The 20,900-nt window shown below is 27.3% G+C and carries 22 protein-coding genes, 1 pseudogene and 1 riboswitch; of the genes and pseudogenes, 9 read left to right on the plus strand and 14 right to left on the minus strand.

What is annotated here, in order from left to right; all coding sequences use genetic code 11:
• Window positions 1–85: 85 nt before the first annotated feature.
• From CNEONATNEC86_RS12095 to CNEONATNEC86_RS12125, 7 genes and pseudogenes are all read right to left on the minus strand, one after another.
• On the minus strand, window positions 86–616 hold the full coding sequence (locus CNEONATNEC86_RS12095) for a GNAT family N-acetyltransferase (RefSeq protein WP_338149283.1): 531 nt from the start codon (window positions 614–616) through the stop codon (window positions 86–88).
• Window positions 570–895: pseudogene (locus tag CNEONATNEC86_RS12100) on the minus strand (phosphoribosyl-ATP pyrophosphohydrolase). Before CNEONATNEC86_RS12100 ends, CNEONATNEC86_RS12095 begins: the two are co-directional and overlap by 47 nt.
• A gap of 258 nt (window positions 896–1,153) precedes the next feature.
• The gene (locus CNEONATNEC86_RS12105; protein ID WP_159136110.1) at window positions 1,154–2,170 is read right to left on the minus strand and encodes an Rpn family recombination-promoting nuclease/putative transposase; all 1,017 of its coding nucleotides are present in this window, start codon (window positions 2,168–2,170) and stop codon (window positions 1,154–1,156) included.
• A gap of 752 nt (window positions 2,171–2,922) precedes the next feature.
• The gene (locus CNEONATNEC86_RS12110; RefSeq protein ID WP_159136111.1) at window positions 2,923–3,780 is read right to left on the minus strand and encodes a lysozyme; all 858 of its coding nucleotides are present in this window, start codon (window positions 3,778–3,780) and stop codon (window positions 2,923–2,925) included.
• A 288-nt stretch (window positions 3,781–4,068) separates the two neighbouring features.
• Complete coding sequence (locus tag CNEONATNEC86_RS12115; RefSeq protein ID WP_159136112.1) at window positions 4,069–4,947, minus strand: phage replisome organizer N-terminal domain-containing protein; 879 nt, start codon at window positions 4,945–4,947, stop codon at window positions 4,069–4,071.
• Window positions 4,948–5,158: 211 nt separating this feature from the next.
• The gene (locus CNEONATNEC86_RS12120) at window positions 5,159–5,551 is read right to left on the minus strand and encodes a hypothetical protein (protein ID WP_058295442.1); all 393 of its coding nucleotides are present in this window, start codon (window positions 5,549–5,551) and stop codon (window positions 5,159–5,161) included.
• Between the two features lie 161 nt (window positions 5,552–5,712).
• Window positions 5,713–5,913 carry a helix-turn-helix domain-containing protein gene (locus tag CNEONATNEC86_RS12125; RefSeq protein ID WP_058295443.1) on the minus strand — a complete coding sequence of 67 codons (201 nt, stop codon included), beginning with the start codon at window positions 5,911–5,913 and terminating at the stop codon, window positions 5,713–5,715.
• Between the two features lie 253 nt (window positions 5,914–6,166).
• Between CNEONATNEC86_RS12125 and CNEONATNEC86_RS12130 the strand changes: the two genes are divergently transcribed.
• The 5 genes from CNEONATNEC86_RS12130 (at window position 6,167) to CNEONATNEC86_RS12150 (ending at window position 8,162) form a co-directional block, all read left to right on the plus strand.
• On the plus strand, window positions 6,167–6,574 hold the full coding sequence (locus tag CNEONATNEC86_RS12130) for a helix-turn-helix domain-containing protein (RefSeq protein WP_058295444.1): 408 nt from the start codon (window positions 6,167–6,169) through the stop codon (window positions 6,572–6,574).
• A gap of 172 nt (window positions 6,575–6,746) precedes the next feature.
• Complete coding sequence (locus CNEONATNEC86_RS12135; RefSeq protein WP_159136113.1) at window positions 6,747–7,313, plus strand: sigma-70 family RNA polymerase sigma factor; 567 nt, start codon at window positions 6,747–6,749, stop codon at window positions 7,311–7,313.
• Between the two features lie 29 nt (window positions 7,314–7,342).
• Window positions 7,343–7,528: a YvrJ family protein gene (locus CNEONATNEC86_RS12140; protein WP_058295446.1), complete on the plus strand. Its 186-nt coding sequence runs from the start codon at window positions 7,343–7,345 to the stop codon at window positions 7,526–7,528.
• A gap of 91 nt (window positions 7,529–7,619) precedes the next feature.
• Window positions 7,620–7,844: a DUF1659 domain-containing protein gene (locus tag CNEONATNEC86_RS12145; protein WP_058295447.1), complete on the plus strand. Its 225-nt coding sequence runs from the start codon at window positions 7,620–7,622 to the stop codon at window positions 7,842–7,844.
• A 99-nt stretch (window positions 7,845–7,943) separates the two neighbouring features.
• Window positions 7,944–8,162: a DUF2922 domain-containing protein gene (locus CNEONATNEC86_RS12150; protein WP_058295448.1), complete on the plus strand. Its 219-nt coding sequence runs from the start codon at window positions 7,944–7,946 to the stop codon at window positions 8,160–8,162.
• Between the two features lie 178 nt (window positions 8,163–8,340).
• Here CNEONATNEC86_RS12150 and CNEONATNEC86_RS12155 read toward each other — a convergent pair whose 3' ends face one another.
• The gene (locus CNEONATNEC86_RS12155; RefSeq protein ID WP_159136114.1) at window positions 8,341–9,078 is read right to left on the minus strand and encodes an alpha/beta hydrolase; all 738 of its coding nucleotides are present in this window, start codon (window positions 9,076–9,078) and stop codon (window positions 8,341–8,343) included.
• Window positions 9,068–9,910, minus strand: a complete 843-nt coding sequence (locus tag CNEONATNEC86_RS12160; RefSeq protein WP_125149794.1) for a helix-turn-helix transcriptional regulator — start codon at window positions 9,908–9,910, stop codon at window positions 9,068–9,070. Before CNEONATNEC86_RS12160 ends, CNEONATNEC86_RS12155 begins: the two co-directional genes overlap by 11 nt.
• Before the next feature lie 249 nt (window positions 9,911–10,159).
• Here CNEONATNEC86_RS12160 and CNEONATNEC86_RS12165 point away from each other — a divergent pair, with 249 nt between their 5' ends.
• From CNEONATNEC86_RS12165 to CNEONATNEC86_RS12180, 4 genes are all read left to right on the plus strand, one after another.
• Window positions 10,160–11,254 carry a FecCD family ABC transporter permease gene (locus CNEONATNEC86_RS12165; RefSeq protein WP_058295451.1) on the plus strand — a complete coding sequence of 365 codons (1,095 nt, stop codon included), beginning with the start codon at window positions 10,160–10,162 and terminating at the stop codon, window positions 11,252–11,254.
• 10 nt (window positions 11,255–11,264) lie between these two features.
• Complete coding sequence (locus CNEONATNEC86_RS12170) at window positions 11,265–12,038, plus strand: ABC transporter ATP-binding protein (RefSeq protein ID WP_159116430.1); 774 nt, start codon at window positions 11,265–11,267, stop codon at window positions 12,036–12,038.
• 60 nt (window positions 12,039–12,098) lie between these two features.
• Window positions 12,099–13,133, plus strand: a complete 1,035-nt coding sequence (locus tag CNEONATNEC86_RS12175) for an ABC transporter substrate-binding protein (protein ID WP_159136115.1) — start codon at window positions 12,099–12,101, stop codon at window positions 13,131–13,133.
• 687 nt (window positions 13,134–13,820) lie between these two features.
• Window positions 13,821–15,968: a transporter substrate-binding domain-containing diguanylate cyclase gene (locus CNEONATNEC86_RS12180; RefSeq protein ID WP_159136116.1), complete on the plus strand. Its 2,148-nt coding sequence runs from the start codon at window positions 13,821–13,823 to the stop codon at window positions 15,966–15,968.
• 150 nt (window positions 15,969–16,118) lie between these two features.
• Here CNEONATNEC86_RS12180 and CNEONATNEC86_RS12185 read toward each other — a convergent pair whose 3' ends face one another.
• The 5 genes from CNEONATNEC86_RS12185 to mntA form a co-directional block, all read right to left on the minus strand.
• A complete protein-coding gene (locus CNEONATNEC86_RS12185) occupies window positions 16,119–18,383 on the minus strand; it encodes a pectate lyase family protein (RefSeq protein ID WP_200848526.1) in 2,265 nt (754 codons plus the stop codon).
• A gap of 408 nt (window positions 18,384–18,791) precedes the next feature.
• Window positions 18,792–18,878: riboswitch (cyclic di-GMP riboswitch) on the minus strand.
• Between the two features lie 101 nt (window positions 18,879–18,979).
• Window positions 18,980–19,495, minus strand: a complete 516-nt coding sequence (locus CNEONATNEC86_RS12190) for a hypothetical protein (protein WP_159136117.1) — start codon at window positions 19,493–19,495, stop codon at window positions 18,980–18,982.
• Complete coding sequence (locus CNEONATNEC86_RS12195) at window positions 19,483–19,629, minus strand: hypothetical protein (RefSeq protein ID WP_159136118.1); 147 nt, start codon at window positions 19,627–19,629, stop codon at window positions 19,483–19,485. Before CNEONATNEC86_RS12195 ends, CNEONATNEC86_RS12190 begins: the two co-directional genes overlap by 13 nt.
• A 269-nt stretch (window positions 19,630–19,898) precedes the next feature.
• The gene (gene hepT, locus CNEONATNEC86_RS12200) at window positions 19,899–20,309 is read right to left on the minus strand and encodes a type VII toxin-antitoxin system HepT family RNase toxin (RefSeq protein WP_058295457.1); all 411 of its coding nucleotides are present in this window, start codon (window positions 20,307–20,309) and stop codon (window positions 19,899–19,901) included.
• The gene (gene mntA / locus CNEONATNEC86_RS12205; protein WP_230132280.1) at window positions 20,296–20,712 is read right to left on the minus strand and encodes a type VII toxin-antitoxin system MntA family adenylyltransferase antitoxin; all 417 of its coding nucleotides are present in this window, start codon (window positions 20,710–20,712) and stop codon (window positions 20,296–20,298) included. The genes hepT and mntA overlap by 14 nt, the downstream gene beginning before the upstream one ends.
• Between the last annotated feature and the right edge of the window lie 188 nt (window positions 20,713–20,900).

The raw sequence follows: 20,900 nt of genomic DNA on the forward strand, positions 1-20,900 counted from the left end.
ATAATTAAAATTAATGCATAATATATGAATATTTTACCACATAATTTATTTAAATTTTAATTATCATTCCACATTTTAATTTGTATTACATTGTTGTTTCAATTTCAAATCCATATTCATGTAATATAAAATCATCATCAATTACTTCATCATAAATTCCCTCTGCCTTTTTAAATCCATTCTTTATATAAAGATTTATTGCAGGTTCATTTTCATCAACAACAAACAGCCTCAAATATTTAGCCTTTTTATGATTTGCAAGTGCAATAGCCTTCTTTAACATTAAACTTCCCATTTCTTTTCTTAAATAATTGACATTAATTCCAAAACGGTCAATATATAAGGCTTTAGCATGTTTATTCTCCCATTTTATATATTCTTCGCCAGCATTTGAATCACATAAAGCAAATGCTCCAATTATTTCATTATTTTTTACTAAAACATAAAGACGATTATTTTCAATATCCTCCTTAAGAAATTCACATGGATAAATGTCATCCCAAATTTCCAAATTGTTACTATTCATATTATCAACAATCTTTTTGTATATAAATTTAAGTTGTGATAAGTCATCTATACTGGCTAGTCTCAAAAACACTTTTAAGTACAATTCCATCTTTAAATCCTCCACGCTCATTAATCTTTTTATTCCTAGCTTTTAATAAATCGTCTTCACTATATCCAAGTGCTTCTGCAAGTCCAAATAAAACTTCCATAACATATGCAAGCTCTTCTAAATTTTGTCTTCTAGATATTCATTTACTTCTTCATTTAATTTATCTTCTAATAAACTGTATTTTTCCTTTTCATATGCAATTATAATTTCACATGTCTTTCCTTAAGATTTAATTATCTCTGGAATTTTATCACGTACTAATTTATTGTATCCCTTTATACCTTGACTCATATATTTTATCTCCTGCAATGTAAAATATTAAATTTATCGAAAAACACTATAATTTCTTAAATTCATAATTTTATGTTTTTTGAACTTTTAAGAGTTTTCTTTAAAAAATCATGTTTTTTCATTTTTATCAAAAATTATATAAATCAGATTTATTTATATTTTATCATGAATAACTAATATATCTACAAATATTAAAAGCAGATAAGATTAACTTTTAATACTCTTACCTGCTTTTTTCACCTTATTTTAATTTTTCTCACATTCTTGCCTAATTTTTTTAACTAAATCTAGTGAAACATTTGCAATTTTACAAATAATATCATCATTTAATCCATTATTTATAGAATTTCTAACAACTTCTAGTTTGCTTTTTTCAATGCCTTCCTTTCTACCCTCTTTTCTTCCTTCTTTTCTTCCCTCTTCTATTCCTTCCTCTCTGCCTTCTTTTTTAGCATTTTCTTTCATTTCATCTAATATAAAAGCATTTCTTGCAACCATAAGTTCTACCTCCCTTTTATCCGCTTCTAAAATCTTTATGGCAGATTCTGCAAGTGGATCAACTACAGTGTTTTTTATCCATTTTTTAATTGCTTTAATTTCAGCATCACTTAGTGAATTAAAATATAGTGCTATCACCTTTATTCTTTCTAAGAATTCTATTGCATCCATCTTTTGATCTAATAAAAATATAGCTGCAGTTACATTTTTTAAATCTATAAGTGCATCTTTGTTTAATTTTTCATCATTACTTATATCAAAAATATCATATTCAAAATTTAAAATATTATTGCCAAAAAGCTCTTCATTATAAATCATCTTTCTAAACTGATTAGGTACATCCCATACCTGCTCACCATTATACAATACTATTGGAACTATAGCTGGAATTTTCACATTTTTATCGTACTTTTTATGTTTAGTATTGACTGCATATTCTTTTAGTATTTCACACATATAAAATAATAATCTTAATGGCATTGTATAATCTACACTTGATTGAAATTCTAAAAGAATATAAAAAACCACTTCACTATTATTTATATTAGCCTTATATACTATATCGGCTTCCCTTTCTTCATAATCTGCTGTTATGTATGTATTATTAACTAATGTTAAATCTTCAGCCTTAAGATCTTTGCTCCAGTTAGCATTACTAATATTTTTAAATAAATCTAGAGCAACTTCACGTTTTGAATATAAGTCTTTATAGCTTTTATCGTGAATATGATGTATGTTCTTTTTATATTTTTCTTCGTTATTCATTTTTTACTTCCTCAATTTTATCTTTAGTGTAATTCTTAACTTAATTATAACTAATTAAACAACTCTGTTCAAGATTGACTCATATGAAGAACATTCTCCATATCATCTGAAAGTTTATCATAATCATTTTCCTCTATACTAGATAAATACTCTTTTGAAAAATTATATTGTTCAATTGTCCCATTCCATTTACCTACAATAATAACCTCATTTTTATATTTAAATGCTATATGGCTTAAACAAGTTCTTGCTACTAAATCATATTCTTTATTAGAATATGCTCCTGCTTTTCATGTCAGATACACAAGTATGTTGTTTTTATATTCTCCTTTATCAAATTTACCTTTTTGATATAACATAAATAGTACAATTAGTATTACAGGCAAAAATAATAACTCCATACGATCGCCATCTTTTCTAATTATACTATTTTTTGTATTTTATAGTTTTTTATATTTTTCTTAAAAAGTTACGTTTCTTCACTTTTATCAAAAATTATATAACTCCGCTTTATTTATATTTTATCATGAATCTCTAATATATCTATAAATATTAAAAGCAGATAAAATTAACTTTCAATAATCTTATCTGCTTCTTACACTTTATTTTTTAAGCTTAATTAATTTCTTTTTCTGATAAACCTGTCCCTTCACTTATTAACTTAATTTACCAGTACTTGCTATATGTTTCATGTCCAGAAGCTTCCACCTGTCCAACTATAGTCTAAGCAGTTTCATTCCCTACCAAACATGCTACACAAAATATCTTCCACACAAAAATAATTCTGCTTCTGCCTTTCTTCTATTAACAAGCCCTGGAAGCACTTTCCCATCATACCCCTTAACATATCTTAAAAAGTTTTCTTTTATTATAGAATAATCTCTTATTGCATTTTTTATATTTTTCCAAAGAGTAGAATTTTCAAGTGTTATTATGCCACAATTAAATGAAAATGATATTAATGCTTCACGCTGAAACTTGTTTAGGTTAACATTATTTCTAGAGCATAAAATATCAACTTCTTCTAAAAAGTTCTTAATATCCTTTCTAAATTCTTCATATGCTCTTTCTTTTGTAATAGTACCAAGTCTTGTCACTTCATTTCTTGTACATCCAATTCCTATTGTCTTTACACCGCTTGGACAATAATATGCATTGAGTCTGCAGCCTTCAAAGAAAGCTACAAATTTACAAAACTCTTCTGAAACTTCACCTTTACTTGAAATATTATAATTTAAATCCTCCTCTAGCCATACTCCATTATAATCAAACTTTTGATATTTGTTATTTATAAAAAATGTTCCATTACAATACATTGCTCCTAGATTTTCTTCATCATATTCTTCAAAGTAATACCATAAATCTTTTAATTCAAGCCATCCTGTACATATCTGCCCTTCATAAAATACTTTATTATCCTTAACTATTTCTTCATAAAATGCATAATACCAATTATTATCTCTTGTAGTCTGGAACCATCCTTTCACCATTCTTCCGTCTTTCTCTAAATAATACATTCTATTTTCATGCTTTACCCATGTTGCATTAAGCTTTTTGCTGTTTTTATAAAAATACCAGTTTTCCTCTTCTTTTACCCATTCTTTGCTCAATACCTGTTCCCCCCATATATAAAAATTTTTAATTTATGTTAAGCAACACTCTTTTCATTTTTTCATCATATATAAGTTCTAATAAATTTTCTACGTTAATCATATATAATCTGTCTTGCTTTGGTGCAAATTTAAATGAATAATCATAATTAGAAGATATATATTAACCTTCACATTAATGAAAGCCTCCAAAATATAACAACATTTATTTAAAACATCTTCATATAAGTAATTACGTTACAATATCCCAATTTTAAAATTTTTATGATCAATATTAAAACTCATTTATTACTTCCACCCTAGAAGTTTCTCTTCAAGATCATCATAATCATATTTCCTGGCTTCAAAATTGTTAAACCTAAGTTTAGGCTTTTCTCTAGATATTTCAATACAGCCATCAGATGAAATACCAAGCTCTTCTTCTGGATATCCGTTTTTTCTCCAATTTTTCAATATGCCTTTTATATAATTTATATCATGCTTATTTTTTTCAATTGCTTTTATTGCTGCAAGAAGTATATATCTTTCATCATGAACATCTAAAAGCTTTTGAAGAACAGAGACAGATAAGCCTTTTGTATTAATGCCAAACTCTTTAAGCTTTTTTAATAAATCATCTGTATTTTTATTTTCTTCTTTTTCTTCTACTAATTTCTCATTCTTAATTTCTTCATTCTCTTTCTGAGTCTCTTTCTCTTTCTCATCCATTACATTACCATTACAATCATCATTACAATTTTTATCTATACTTTCTTCCTTATTCTCATTACCTTCATGACCCTCAAGTTTCTTCTTTTCTCTAAATCTTTTAACTCTTTCTTTATTCATTTCCTTTGCACGCTTCATGCCTTCAACATTTTGATACTTTTCCCAATTGCATATTCTTATGATATTGTTTTGTGATACATCTATCATTTTTAACGATGATAGTGTCTTTAAGGCTTCACTTATTTCCTCAACAGTTATATCAAATACTACACTTAACATTTCATTTGTATATGGAATATCTTCATTTAAATAAATAAATCCATAATCATTAACCTTTCCAGCCTGAGTGAGAAGTTTAAGCCATATCAAAAGTTTTATTGTTCCATCTGGCATTGATAATATTATTCTTATCTTTTCATCTTCAAACATTCTAGTTGAAAGCTTTATCCAGTCTATCATTTTATATCTACCCCTCACTTTTATATAGTAATTTTTCACATAGCTTAACTAATGATACCTGCTAAGTATACTTTTTTCCTGCCCTTTACATACTAATAATCAATGCAATAATTCAGCCTTTAAAAAAAGACCATCTTAAATCTGTTTTCATATACAAAGATATATTATCTACATATTTAAGATGGTCTAAAGAGTATTTTTTAACCTAGTTTTACATTTTAGAATATCGTTCAAATCCATTCCATGAAGGTATAAGATTTAAGGTATTACATGCTTTTATATATTCTCTAAATTTCTTTGACTTTATTTCATCTATACTTTCTTCACTTATTTCATCTTCTGCATTTTCTAATTTTTCAATTGTTTTTTCCTTTGCAGCATCTTTATTTGCAGTTTTATTTTTACTTTTGCTCATCTTTTTATTAGCTTCAGGAACATCTACCAAAAGCTCAATTACTTCTGTTTCATCCTCTTCATTTATTTCCCCAATTCTGTCTCCAATCATTATTACTGATTCAGCATCTTTATTATCTTCTAAGCCTAAATCAAATGATTTAATAACTGTTTCTGTATTTAAACTTTTAAGATCGTTTACTCCACCCATAATAATTCTCCTTACATACCACAACAATTTCTATTTATCTTCTATACCATTATCTTTGTCCACTTAATTTACCTATTAATATAACTTACTAAAATATTTTTAGAATCATACACTCCCTAACTTACAGCTTTTTATTTAATTCCAAAAATCGTTTACAAATATCATAAATAATCATACAGGACAATATTAAATCGTAGTTTTATTATGACACTGTCCCGTGATGAAAAATCAGCTCCTCTTCCATTTAAAGCCTTATTTATAAATGACAGTGACTTTCCTAATATTTCGGCTAATTTCTTTTGTGTTATTTTCATTTTAGATAAAAATTTTTTAAAATCTTCATATGGCTTATTATTATTCACATAGACTCTCTCCCTTCTATATTTTTTATAATGATTATTAAGTTAACCTCCTTTCAAATATTCCTTTTATAGCTGTTATTTTTTATAAATTATTCAAATATTTGTGTCACATTGGTTAATTTAAATTATACTGATTTTTGTGTCTATGTCAACAACTTTATTGAAATTTTTTCCAATTCCATATTGCTTTTTAAAATTTATAAATATATACTTATCATAGTATTATTAATTAATAATTAATTGTGGAGGAAAAATGAATATTACAGGCACTATTCTAAAAAATTTAAGAATGAAAAAACATCTTACACTTGAAGAATTAGCTAACGAATTAAATGATAAGTTTGATATAAACATAACACGCAGTATGTTATCTAAATGGGAAACTGGGAAGTCAGCCCCTGTATATGGGCATTTAAAACGTTTAGCTACATATTTTAACGTAACTACTGATTTTTTGCTTGGTTTTAGTGATGATAACTTTCAGAATATAGATATTGACTTAGATACTCCCAAACGAATAAGAAAGACTAAAAAATCTTATGAAATAGACAATATCATTGAAACTTTGAACAATGATAAATTTACTTCAAAACATATAGCCTTAATACAATATTATATACGCTTTTTAGAATATGAAATCGATAATAATATAATAAAATAGCTCTATTTAACATATTTCTTAATAACAATACTGTGATATATTTTTTTCAGTATTGTGTTTACATACCTATTAATTATTCTTTTTAATACTTTTTTTAAAAAAGTGTTTACTAAAATATTCTTAAATCATATATCCCTAATGTAAGCAATTATAAAAATTTAGGAGGGATTATGTGAATTATGAATTTATAGAATACATTGTTAGAAACATTAAACAAACTGACAGCAAAGAATCTAAAGAAGATTTAGTAAATGAATTTCTCCCACTTATTAATTCAATATGTAAAAGAACCTTTATTTCTGGCTATGACATAGCTGATCTTCAAAACGAATGCATAGTTACTCTGCTTGAGTGTATTTCAAAATATAATGTAAATTCACACAGGTTTGTTGGCTATGCAGGTAATTCAATAAAAAACACTTTGAATCTTCTTATTCGTGTATCTGCAACAAGGCAAAAATACAGTTGTCTTTCTGACTTTTCTTTAAGTAGCACCATTAATGATATTTCATCTGATGAAGCATCATTAGATGAAATTATTATACTTAATAATGATAATAAACTGATTCAAATGGCTATTGAAAAATTAAATACTGAAGAAAAATTTTTATTTAATTACTTATTTATCAATGAAAATACCCTTTATGATTATTCCTGCATAAAACATTTTTCATATACTACAGCCAAAAAGAAAAAAAAACAGCTTTTAAATAAGCTTAGAAAAAATATTTCTATATAAAATATTTCTTACTAGGGGGTAGTTTATTTATGGACTTTGAACAATTAATTGCTTTAATTTCAAATACTGGCTTCCCAATAGCAATTTGTGCATATCTGCTTTTTCGTTTAGAAAAACAGCTAAACCTTCTATGTTCTACAATAATAAAGCTTAATACCATAATATCAACAAAGCTTGGAATTGTTATAGATACTGATAAAGATGAAAATAATTAATAAATTTTAAAATTTTATTCATAAGGTGTTTCCTTTTTCTCATCTTAACCATATATATTATATGTAAACAAAATTTAGGAGGTATTTAATTATGGCTGTAAACAAAACTATTGAAACTGCATCTATTAGTATTGAAATTCAAAAAGGTGTTGATCGTGCTGGAGATCCAGTGTACTCAAAGAAAAGCTTTTCTAATGTAAAACCTGAAGCTTCACCTGAAAATGTCTATTTAGTAGCTCAGGCTATTAAAAATGTTATGGAAGCATCTACACGAGATTCTTATCTAAATGAAACATCAAGTTTGACTGAAAATTAATTTATCTTTTTAGGCTGATATTGAAGTCCACATTTTAACTTTTCATCTCTAAAAATATGTCCAAATTATAATTTTATTAAATTTTAGGAGGATTAAATTATGGATTATACTTTAACAATGACATTTTTAACTTCTGGAGGCCAAAAGAGTACTTTCTCTATAAGTGGTATAAAGCCTGATATTACTACAGCCGAAATACAAACACTAATGAATACAATAATAGAAAAAAATGTATTCTTTGCTCAATCTGGAACACTTGTAGCCATCTCCGCTGCACAGGTTACTCAAAAGAAAGTTACTAAGTTTGAAGTAGCATAAACCTAAAAATGAGGCTGCCCATTAAGAATCAAGCTCAGAGTATATTCTGGCCTAATTTCTTAATGGGCGCCTTATTTTTTAAGCTTCATTAATTTCTTTCTCTGATAAATCTGTCACTTCGCTTATCAACTTAATTTCCATGCCTTTTGCTTTCATATTTTTAACAACTTTAATTGCTTTAAATTCTATGATTTCCTGTATAAAAATATAATATTGCTTTTTTATATCTTTCCATTCTATTATTATGATGCCCATATTCATCCCATTCCAAAGATACATTAGATTCATCATTAACATTTGATTTAAATATTTCATATCCCTTTTCAACAGAGGTTACTGCATTTTTTTGGATTGTTTTTTTTCCATCAGCTTCTTTAAGTCCAGATATAAGTAATATATTAATATCTTTATTAATTATCTCATTACTTTTAATGAAGTCTATCCAACCCTCGTACCATTGTGATCCACAAATACTAACTACTTTATCAAAACAGGCGTGCTTGTACATAGCAAATAATGATATTAAACCACCTAGCGAGAATCCCATTATTCCAGCATTATTTTCGCAAGTATTATAAGTTCTATCTATATACGGTTTTAATTCATTTACTATAAATGATAAATACTCTTCACCCTTTCCTCCAAATGCCTTGAATTTTTCAACTAAAGGTGCAGCTGGCCATGGAGTATATTCATCCAGTCTATCTATAGGAGTGATGCCCACTATAATATGTTCACTATAATTTTCGCTCTCAAGTTCTTCTGCAAAACTCATAAGTTCCTCTAAAATATCTGCAAATGAGTCTCCATCATGAACATATATAACAGGATACTTTTTACCACAATTATATGACGGAGGTAAATATATAAAAATATCTCTATTAAACTCTTTATTATAAACTAATTTACCATTCATTATTTTCTCCTTCTGTAATTACACTTATGTTTTTATTTTTTATTTTACTTGGAACTACTCCAACGTGTTTTTTAAATAATCTACTAAAGTAAAACTCATCATTATATCCTACAGCTGATGCTACTTTTTTTACTGAATTACCTTCCTCTAAAAGCCTAGTAGCAACTGCCATCCTATACTTAATTAAGTAATCAATAGGTCTAATTTTAGTATATTTATAAAATACATATGAAAGATGATTTATAGATTCTCCATATCTTCCTGATAATTTTTTTAGTGATATATCCTCCATATAATATTTAGATATGAATTCTATTATATCAGAAACTAAGTCACTTTCACTATCATGAATTTTATAGTTTTGCTCACTAAATAGTTTTCTTAGAAATAAATTAATATGTATTTGTAATTTTAATTTTGATGTTATTTCTGATTTATTGGAAATTTCTAATATATTATTTAATGACTTTATTACTAAATCGTAATTTTTTATCTTCATTTCAAAAACAGAATGTATATAATCAGTATTTGTACAATTACTATAAGAAATATAATATATATTTATATATTTAAATTTTTCATTGCCTAAGACATTAAACGAGATTTGTTTATTTTGACATCCATGAATAACCTTTCCTGGTTCAGCAACATAAATTTCATCATCAAATTGAATCTTAGCTAGGCCGCTTACTGGAAAAATAAATGCTGAAAGATTAGTTTGATAGCTATCTTTTTCTAAATTAGGTTGTTTTTCGAAGTATCCAACTCTAACTACTTGAATAGAATTATCACCAAATTCATTAATTAAGTCACTTGCTTTCACTATTGTCATTTCTTTACTGTCTCCTTTCTTAATACTTACAGTTCAAAATATATACTAATATGATTAAAATTTCATAATATCATTAACTCATATTTTTATTTTGATTCATATTAATACTTTAAATACATTTTTAATAATTGTCCATGTTTTTATAATTGTATATTCATTTACTTAAGAATGTATATTATAATGTTTGAAGCAGTTGAGAAATATTCTCAATCAAATTCAAAATCATATATGCTAGGAAGGAAAAACTTTATGGACAGTACATCTTATACTTCTTTTGAAGATAATGAAAAATTTAAGAGAAGATTTTTCATTCTTTTACTTTCATTAATTGTAGTATTAATAATTTCAGTTATATTATCTGTATCTGTTGGTTCATTAAAAATTCAGCCTTCAGTTTCCTATAGGATTCTTATTAATAAATTATTAGGTATTACTATTGGAGATCAATCTGAATTAATAGGAAATGCTAACTATAATATAATTTGGATGATTCGTTTTCCTAGAGTATTACTTGCAATAATTGTAGGTGCAGGTCTTTCTCTTTGTGGAACCATAATGCAAGCAACAGTTCAAAATCCATTAGCAGAACCATATATTTTGGGTATTTCATCTGGTGCATCTTTAGGTGCTACTTTTTCAATAATGCTTGGTATAGGTTCATTTAATTTATTAAGTATGCAAGGTACTTCATTTTGGGCTTTTTTAGGCGCATTAATTTCTGCAGCTATGGTACTTCTTCTTGCTTCATTTGGTAGTAAAATATCTTCAGCAAAACTTGTACTTTCAGGAACTGTAGTAAATGCACTTTGTAATGCACTATCTAACTTTATTATTTCTATAGCCAGCAATGCTGAAGGTATGCAAACAGTAAAGTTTTGGACTATGGGATCTCTTGCTGGAGCCAATTGGGGTAATATTTTATTTCCAAGTGTAGTTGTAATATTATGTTGTATTTTTTTCATTATTCAAAGTCGTACTTTAAATGTATTACTAATGGGTGATGAATCAGCAATAACACTTGGTATTAATCTTAACTTTTATCGCAAACTTTATATGATAATAACTTCTCTCTTAACTGGAGTATTAGTTTCTGTTTGCGGTATTATAGGCTTCGTAGGTCTTATTATTCCTCATATTGTTCGTTCATTAGTTGGCTCTGATCATAAAAAGCTTACACCTGTTTCAATTTTACTTGGTTCTATTTTTATGATATGGGCTGATGTATTTGCTAGAACGTTAATACCAAATTCGGAACTTTCAATTGGTATTATAACTGCACTAGTTGGTGCACCATTCTTTGTTTACATACTACTAAGAAGAGGTTATGGATTCGGAGATAAATAGGAGGTTACGTATGAATTTATCTGTCAAAGATTTAAAGGTAGATATTGCTACTAAACAAATTGTCAAGGGAATTTCTCTATCTGTTAATGATAATGAATTTATTGGTCTTATTGGTCCAAATGGTAGTGGAAAATCCACATTATTAAAAGCCATATATCGTGTTTTAAAGCCTTCTTCTGGCTCTGTATTTTTAGATGGAAAAGATATGAAAGATATTAATCCCAAAACTATTGCTAAAAATCTAGCAGTTGTAAGTCAATTTAATAATATTAATTTTGACTTTAAAGTTATAGATATTGTTTTAATGGGACGCTCTCCACATAAGTCTTTACTAGAAAGTGAGAATAAAAATGACTACTCTATCGCAACTGAGGCTTTAAAAAAAGTTGGAATGGATCATTATTCTAATAGAAGCTTTACTTCTCTTTCTGGTGGTGAAAAACAAAGAGTTATTCTTGCTAGAGCATTAGCTCAAGAGCCTAAAATATTAATATTAGATGAACCAACTAATCACTTAGATATTAAATATCAAATTGAAATTTTAAGTTTAGTTAAAAATTTAGGTATTTGCGTGTTGGCAGCATTACATGATTTGACTTTGGCTTCTCAGTACTGTCATAAGCTTATAGTCTTAAAAGATGGAGAAATAGTAGCAGAAGGCATACCAAAGGAAATAGTTACTTCAGAAATGATTAAGGATGTATATGATATAGATAGCTATATTTATACTAATCCAATAACTAATAATATATCAATTGATTATTACCCTAGTAACCAATACTAAAAAATTAAATACATCCGTGTACAAACAAGTACACGAGATATGACAAGGAGATTTATAAATATGAAAAGAAAAAAATTAGTTCTTATTACATCAATAATGATTATAGCTACTATGCTATCTGGTTGTGGTCAAAGCCAAAAAGATAACAGTAACGATACCAATAATAGTTCAATATCATCTAATTCTGAAGCTAGTGAGACTTCTTATCCTCTTACTATTGATGCCTTTGACAATGATGGTAATACATATCCTCAGACATTTAATAGTATTCCAACAAAAGTGGTAACAAACAATCAATCATCTACAGAATTACTTTTAGAATTAGGCTTAAAAGATTATCTTGTTGGTACAGGTGATTTAGATAATAAAGTATTAGATAGATTACAAGCTGATTATGAATCTATTCCTGTTGTATCTGAAAAAGGGCAAGTTGCTAAAGAAGCTATAGTTGGAACAGGTGCTGATTTTGTAATAGGAAGATCTGCATCATTTACAGATGAAACTTACGGTACTATTCCAAATCTTAATGCAATGGGTATTAATACATATACTCAATTAGCTAGTAAAATGAATACTACTCAATCTTTAGATAATATAATTTTAGATGTTAGAAATGTAGGTAAAATTTTTGACATACAAGATAAAGCAAATAGTTATGCTGATAATCTTCAAAAAAGATTAGACACACTTACAAGTAAAATTTCAAACATTAATGGAGAACCAATTAAAGTTATGCTTATGGTTAAATACATTGATGGCCAATTTGGTGTATACGGAGCAAATGCTTCTTTACAAACAGAGATGCTAAAAATTTTAAATGCTGAAAATGTTGCTGAAAAAGGCGGAACACTATCTACTGAAAACTTAATTTCACTAAATCCTGATGCTATTGTTTATGTACATGCTGATAAAAATGCAAGTACTGATAAAAATGCCGTTGAGTCACTTTTATCAAATGATTTAATACAAAGTGTTAATGCTATTGCTAATAAGAATATTATAGAAATTGATTATACAGAACTTATGGGCTATGGTTTTAGAACTTTTGATTGTTTAGAAAAAATGGCTAGTGCCCTATATCCTGATTCATTTTAATACTATAGGATAGGACTGTGTATAATGAATAAAAATTCATTATACACAGTACATTTTGCATAGTTTATATGAAATGATATATATTTAATACAAATATCATTAACAAATAACCGTTTGCAACAACCCAATCTTTTTTTCTGTGTGAGCCATATATTCTGGTTTTTGAATATTGTATTCTCTTCTACCCTTTCTCAAAATTCATGTAAAAAAATAGTATGCAGAAATTTTTTCCTGCATACTGTTTTTTAAAAAACTTATAAAAAATTATATCAAGAATTAAATAATGACCCACCAGTTATATTAAAAACTTCAAAATTTCTCTATAATTATATTTTATCATGAACAGCTAATATATCTATAAAATATAAAAACAGATAAGATCTTACTTTTTAATCTTATCTCCATAAATCAATTATCCTACATATAAATTTCTATATATAGGATAGTCTACCTGCTTGTCTATTAAATTAGGTTTTACGAAATTATCATCTCTAATTAATTATTCATCTACTTATACTCTTGATATTTTAACAAAAAAATATATAATTTAAATAAAAAATTATATATTAAATAAAAAAATTATATATTAATTTTAGAAATATTTTCCTTTCACTTTTTGCTCTTAATTAGCTAATAATTTATTTTAGATAACAAATGATAATTGAAAAAAATGGAGGATTACTAAAGTTGAATTATACTATTCTAAAAAATATAAGAAAATTTAATAAAATCATTTTAATATTTGGAATTCTCCTCATATGTTTTAGCATTCAAACAAAATCCATACAAGCTGAAGAAAATAATGTAATAAAAGTTGGATACCCAATTGTTGAAGGTTTTACGGAAATTAAAGATGGTGTTTATAGTGGATATGCATATGAGTATTTAAGAGAAATCGCTAAATATACTGGTTGGGAATATGAATTTGTTGAGATGAGTCTCAATGATGCAATGAACGAATTAAAAAATGGTAACATAGATATTGTAGCAGGTATGCTTAAAAATGATCAAAGTATTACGATTTATGATTTTCCAGAATACGATTCTGGTTATACCTACACTACTCTATCCATTTTAAAAGATAATGAAAACATTAGTCAATCAAACTTTGAAACATTAAACGGACTCAAAGTAGGTTACTTTGAAACATCTAAAGTTAGACTGAATAATTTTATTAAATTCTGCGAAAATAATAGCATTACCAATATTGATTTAATTCCTTATCCTTTTCAAACTGGAAAAGAACTTTCAGAGGCTTTAGAATCTAAAGAAGTAGATGCTATTATCGACGGAGATTTATTAACAAATAATAATGAGAAAGTAGTTGTTAAATTTGGTGCTATACCTTACTATTTTGCAACAACTAAAGGAAATACTAAAATAACGCAACAACTAAATCATGTGCTCTTTAAAATTAAAGAAAGTGATCCTGCATTTAATCAGAAATTATATAATAAATACTTTCAAATTAATAAGGAACATTTCTTTATCTTAACAGAAGAAGAGCAAAGCTACATCAATAACATGGCTCCTTTAAAAGCTATCTATATTGATAATTATAATCCACTTCAATATTACGATATTAATACTAAAAAGCCAGCTGGTATTTTTATTGATGTAATGAACTTAATCACTCAGAAATCTGGACTTCGTTTTGAATTAGTTCGAGTAAAAAGCTATGAAGAAGCATATGAATTAATAAAAGCTAAAAAGGCTGATTTAATAATTGGCGCTCCCAGTATTTATCCAATTGCAGATGAAAATGAATTTACACTAACAAAATCTTATTTAAAATTTGATATGGTAGAGGTAGTTCGTAAGAATAAAAATAATCAACAAAATAATCCCAAAATTATTGCATTACCTATAGGAGGTGCCTATTATAATATAAATAATGACTATGAAATAAATTTATACGATACATTTGAAGAATGTTTAACAGCAGTTGAAAAAGGAACAGCAGATTTAACTTGCGGAAATAACCATTCTGTATCTAACTATCTTGCTACTGGATACTATCCTAATTTAACTGTTATTTCAAATGATTTTAAAACGGAGGTTTCAATTGGGCTTGCTAAACCAACCAATAATAACTTACTAAGTATTATTAATAAAGCAATTTATAGTTTATCAGAAGAAGAAATTAAAGATATTATTTATCTGAATACAATTAACATTAAACACTCTGTTACATTAAAACAATTTTTCTTTGATAACTTAGCTTTATGTATAGCAGTAATTATATTATTTTTAAGTTTAATATCTATAATTACTTATCTATTGGTGCGAATAAAATTTAAAAATTTAGTATTATCAAAAGAATTGTTACTAAAAAAGTCGCAAACAGATCCATTAACAGGACTTTATAATCGTGACGCATTTGAACAATCAGTTATAAATTATTTAAATACGAAAAATCCTATATTATATGGTGCGTTCATTATTATCGATATAGATTATTTCAAACAAATAAATGATTCTTTAGGGCATAAAGTAGGCGATGATCTCTTAAAAGATTTTAGCCAATTATTAAAGGAATTTTTTTCACTAGAAGATATTCTTTGTCGATGGGGCGGAGATGAATTTATTGTCTTTATGAAAGATATTGAAGAAAATAACCTCCAAATTGTGAATCAAAAGTTACAACAACTATGTCAATTAATGAATAAAGACATAAGCTATAATGGTTGTAGTAAAAAAATCTCTCTTAGTATAGGTTCTACCGTTATTAAACAAAATCTCGACTTCAATGAAATATATCAACAAGCAGATACATTACTTTATGAAGTAAAACGTAATGGAAGGAATGGATTTAAAGTAAATATTAATTTCTAAATCATATTTTTTTCACTTTTATTAAAAACAAAAAACCTAACTAAAATCCTTTATCTATATTTTAGTTAGGTTAATGTTTGAGGCTAACATACATTTAAACTTCACTATGAAAGCCTCCAAATTTATAATAATCTTTTTTAAATCAATAATTTATTCTTCAACACTCATATAATAAAGTTTAGCAGCATCGCCTTTTTTAATAGTATGATATCCAGCTTCTAATTCTACAGTAACTGTACCTTTATCAGCTTTGTATTTAACTCCATCTACAATTATATATTTTGAGAAATCTGAGTTAAGCACTAAAGTTAAAGTTGAAGTACTATCTGTAGTAAACGAGATACTCGTACTAGTTTCAATCTTTAAATATTCAGTTAAAAATAATCCATCATATGACATTCCAGTTTTATTTGTTCCTAAGTTACCTTTGATAGTAAAATATGAACTTTCCTTACCATTCTCTGTGAAATTATGCACAGTGTCTTTAGATGTATCTGGTGTTTCCGGTGTTTCTGGAAGCTCTGGTGTCTCAGGTACCTCTGGAACTTCCGGTACTTCTGGTACCTCTGGTGTTTCAGGTACTTCTGGAATTTCTGGAAGCTCTGGTGTTTCAGGTACTTCTGGTACTTCCGGAATTTCTGGAACCTCTGGTACTTCTGGTGTTTCAGAATTATCACCATCTGGATCAACAACTACTGAATTTCCTCCAATAGAAACTACATCAGACTTATAGCTTAGAAGTTTTTTCATAAGATCTTTATTTAGTGAAGATGATTCATCATCTGCTTTTGTAAATGTCCATTCAAAATCTCCACCATTAGTTCTTCCTGCATAAGTAGTAACATTATCTACTACATCTTCTACATCGTCTGCTTTATATTCATACATTTTTGAGCTTGTATCAAAATTATTATAAGTTGTTTTTCCACTTACTGTCTTATAAGAAGCTGGTACAACTTCATCTCTTGACTTTGCAAGATAAGCATCAAATTGAACAGCATTATCTTGTGCATAAACTAAAGCTTTTTCTCCAGTTATGCTATTATTATAAGCCTTGATCATTCCACCTGCTTCACCTGAGAATGTTCCAGTAGAGCTTCCTGCAATATCTGATCCTTGAAGCGAACTAAGCATTGGATATTTACAGTTTCTAAATGCATTTGCTTCTACAAAAGCTGATGCTCCCTTTGTAACACCAACACCATATTTTGAATTACCATCAAAATAATTATTGTAAATGTGTATTGTACCTACTCTAATACGAGGATGTCTTGAATCTGAATGATCAAACCAGTTATGATGATATGTTACAAAAAACTCATCTGTATCACTCATACCACAAAGTGAAGACTTTCCAGAATCCAAAAAATGGTTATATGAAACAGTAACATTAGTTGATTTTCCCTTAACATCTACTGAACCATCACCCTTAGCTTGATCTGCATCACTTCCTGCTGTTCCATAGAATATATCATTATTATGAATCCATATATTCTCATTATCAGTATCTAAAGAAATTCCGTCATCTGGGAATAGCATTATTCCAAGGTTTCTAACCTCTACATTTCTTGCTCCTCTTATAAGAATTCCCCAGCCATTTACTGTAGAATCTTCACCTACACCTTCAAGAGTAACATTGTAACATCCCTTTAATTGAAGATATCCACTACTGTTAAGTCCAGATATATCTGATGCTTTAATTTCACCAATTATACGTATAATAAGATGAGATTTGTCATAACCTTTTTGACGCTTTGATAAAATGTCAACAAGACCAGTACATGTAGTTTTAGCTCCCTTTGAATTTGTTATAACATCAGCCTTTACTGTATTTATGTTATCTGCTGTAACATAAAGTATAGTAGCGTCTTCAGCTACAGTTCCATCATCATTATATCCTCCTGAGCCAGTGCCCATGGCAGAATCTTTTGAAAAAGCAAAACCTTCTCTTGTATGAGATTTTACATCAATTGATGATGTAACTGCAGATTTTGATTTGCTTTCTTTTCCATCAAATAATGGAACTACCTTTATAACATAAGATCCTTCTTCAACCCCAAGTACGTCAGCTCTAAAATAAGATGAATATTGTCTTATTAATTCACTATCTAATTGTCTGTATTTAGAATCAGCTTCCCCATCTTCTTTATAGTACACATTATAACCTGATGCATCGTCTGCACCTTGCCATTCAACACTTGCAGTTTCTAAATCTCCATAGCTATTTAAAATAACTACATTTTCATTATTATAATTGCTTATAGATATTGAATCTACACTTTTATCTAATGCATAAGCATTAATTGAAGCTCCCTGTCCAATTATAACTGATGACACTAGTGCAATAGCCATAACCCTTTGTGCTAATTTTTTAGACATACATCTGTATTTCTTTTCTTCTGGTTCTTTAAACATTTTTTCATTCCCCTTTAGTATATTTATGTAAAAAAGTACATTAAAAAAGTGACTGCACCACATTTTATACGTAGAATATAAACCTTAACACTATAAAATAGGCAATCACTAAAACACTTTTTTAAATAAGAAGCCACTTTTTTTACCCATGCAAAAGGTTCCAAAACTTGCTTTTGGGTTCTTTTGCGGGACTATAATTTATTTTTTAACGTATTGGACTATCTAAGTTACAGAAAACTCTATTCTAAAGGCTTTTGTTATTGTAAGTATTTTATACTTTCCAATACGTTAAAAAAGCTACTCATAAAGAGTAGCAGAAATAATAATCAAAGCCATTAATAAATACGATTATTAAACTATCATAAATATAATTATATAGATTTTAATATAACAAAAAGTAATGCACTCTTTGGCAACTGGCTGACATAGTTTATTAAAACATTAGTCCCTATAGCTTTGCGCCCTTAGATTTCCCTAAGTTTGCCTATTAAATTTTACTTGCTAATTATACATTATCTTTTTAATATTGTGAACACTAATTTTATCTTTGGCTTCATCTGAATAATTACAGGCATAAATATCTATAAATCCTCATTCTATTTGATTTTATCAAGCTCATCTATAAAAGCTGCTCTTTTGGCATACTTATCCTTTAATTCACTGACTATTTCTTTGACATTATCTTTACCTGCAATTTTTTTATATCTTTTAATAATTGCACACACACCTTTATACTGTTTCCTATTACTTGAACCTTCTGCTTCATATTTAATGTGCTCTTTATATATGCCTATAACTTCATCATAAAATTGATCTTTTATCTTTTCTGCATGTTCTTCAATACTTGTTGGATTATTTCTTACATACTCCATTATTTCATCAAAATCATTTTCTACATATATAATATCAATAAATACATATTTGCTTTTCCAATTTTCGCTATTCTTTAATTTTTGCTTTAAATCCTCATAGAATTCTTTTTTATTATATGCTAATTCTTTAAGATCTTTATAATATTCAAACTCTCCTTGAATTAACAGGCTAGTGCCAAGGTCTTCTTTCTCTTTCTTCATCCCTAAATTTTTATATGCATCATATCTTATTTTTCCCATTTATGTATTAATCTCGGATGTTTTTCATCTTGCTTTTCTCCTTCAAAAGTCAATTCTATAACTTTCTCATAATTTTTTAAAGCAATATACTTATTAATAAGAAGCTCCCTAAAAGATGAAAATATAATAATCATATCCTCTTTCCAAAATAGTGCTATTTATATGTTCTTCAAAATCTCTTATATTCATATTTTCCCTCGCATTATCCTTATTATAATTAGTTAATATCAACCTCTGAAGGTGCCTTTAAATCTTTTACTTAATCATTTTAACCACTCAATCTTTTAAACTTTTATTAAAATAACAAAAATAGATAAGATTTTATTTTTTATCTTATCTGAATAAATTGCTTATACTAAATTTTGCCATTTACTTTGGCAAATATACATAAATAATACTGAAATTATAGATATTGTTTTATAGCATCTATGTAGTCATAAAAATCTTTTAAATTATAAGCAATAATGGATTCAACAACTTTTAAATTAATAGATTGATAATCATGTACTACAATATTTCTAAAACCAACCATAGCTTTTAAATTTTTTGATAATTTATCATCAATTGTTTTACTTTTACTTAGAACATCAAAAGCATCTCTGCTAGTCTGAGGAATTCCTAATTTTTTCTTTGATATTATATGCATGGCTAAATCAATAGATGCTTCACACGCTCTTTGTATATTAAGCATTATTGAATCCTGCTTCGTATAATCTTTTAAGTTTTCAGGATTATTTTCATATACTATATTAATTCTGTTTATACACCTTTCAATAGTTTCTATTTTATTTAAGATTACATTATTTTCTTCCATATACAGTCCCGCTTTCCCTAATATTATCAACAATTTCTTTTCGCTCTTCATTAAGTATTGCATATTCCTTTAAAGTCCGCATTTCAAAAGCCATACGCTTGTTATTATTGCTACAATAAATTAATTTTCCATTATAAGTTATCTGTACTTTAAATACTGAAGATGCTGAATTTACATGAACTAAATCAACATCTCTTTTAAATATATCAGCCAGCTCTTGAGCTTTAATAAATTTATCATATTCATCTATTTGAGCATTATAGTCAGTTAAAAAACCTAAGTCTATATCACTATCTTTCCTAAGTTCGTTTCTTGATGCTGAACCAAATAAATATATTGCAATAGGATCAAAATATTTAACAATAATATCAACTGCTTCTTTTAACTGGAGTTCAAAATCCACCTTATTCACCACTTCCATTAAATCTGTATTTTGGTCTATCTCCTCTAAAAATCATTCTGATTATACTCTATAATAAATATTCTTAAAAAGAATATGAAAAAGGCCTGCATAAGTTACTTATATCAAATGTAAGTTTCTATAAACTCTTTTCTTACCTCTTTGTATTCATTAAGAATATAATTGTGCTT

Source organism: Clostridium neonatale, assembly GCF_900465025.1.
GTDB lineage: Bacteria > Bacillota > Clostridia > Clostridiales > Clostridiaceae > Clostridium > Clostridium neonatale.